Genomic DNA, 1,155 nt, shown 5'->3' on the forward strand with positions numbered 1-1,155 from the left:
CGGATGGCCAGGGTATTGACGAACATCCCGATCAGCGGCTGAACGTCGCTGTGATTTCTTCCCGCAATCGGCGTACCGACCACCACGTCTTCTTGTCCTGTATATTTGTGCAATAATATTGTATAACCAGCAAGCAGAACCATGTAAAGCGTGGCGCCGTTTTCGGCTGCAAGTCGTTTCAGACCCTCGCTTTTCTCGCTATGCATAAACAATTGCAGCGTGCGGCCCTCGTAGCTCTGCATAGCCGGGCGCGGATAGTCCGTCGGCAATTCCAAAACCGGCAGTTCTCCGCGGAACATGTCGAGCCAGCAGGCTTCCTGCTTGGCAAGCTGAGCTTTCTGCTCGTCCGATTGCTGCCATACCGCATAATCTTTGTACTGAATGCGGAGCGGCTCCAACTGCTCCCCGCTGTACAAGCGGACGAACTCTTCGATCAGTACGTCAATCGAAACGCCGTCAGATACGATATGATGCGTATCGAACATTAGAATGTGCCTTTCCGGCGCCAGTTCGGCAAGCCCTACCCGCAGAAGTGGCGGCTTCGCTAGATCAAACGGACGAACGAATTGGCGCACCGTTTCTTCCGCCTGCTCCCCGCTGATCTGCACATATTCCACCTGGAAGGCGGCTTCTTCGTAAATCCGCTGAACCGCTTCGCCTTTTACCACCTCAAAGCCGGTACGCAGTGTTTCATGACGAGCTACGAGCCCGCGGAACGCTTCTTCAAACCGCTGCCGGTCAAGCTCCCCTTCGAGCAGCATAGCTCCCGGTATGTTGTAGCTCAGCTCGGCTCCTTCCAGCTGGTTCAAGATATAGAGACGTTTCTGAGCGGACGAGAGCGGATAATACTCGCTAGGTTTCGCAACCGGAATAGCCGTGAACGAACCGATCTCCAGCCGCTCCATAGCTGCGGCCATTTCCTCAACCGTCGAGTAGTGGAATACGTCGCGAAGCGGGAATTCAACGCCTAGCTCCTTATGCATTTTGCTGACAAGCGTCGTCGCCCGCAGGGAGTGTCCCCCGAGGTCGAAGAAGTTATCCGTTACGCCTACCGCCTTCTCCCGAACAAGCACATCCTGCCAAATGGCGGCCAGCTTCGCCTCCAGTTCGGTGCGCGGCGCCACGTATTCGCGGCCTCCGCCTGCTCCCCCTTCC

1 protein-coding gene is annotated in these 1,155 nt (G+C 56.3%); it reads right to left on the reverse strand.

Annotated features, from left to right (window positions below; genetic code table 11):
* Positions 1-1,155, reverse strand: a 1,155-nt coding sequence (locus ACWGOO_RS22335; RefSeq protein ID WP_452486946.1) for a condensation domain-containing protein, incomplete at both ends; no start/stop codon positions are given.

The sequence above is a fragment of the Paenibacillus sp. NPDC055715 genome (assembly GCF_053617595.1).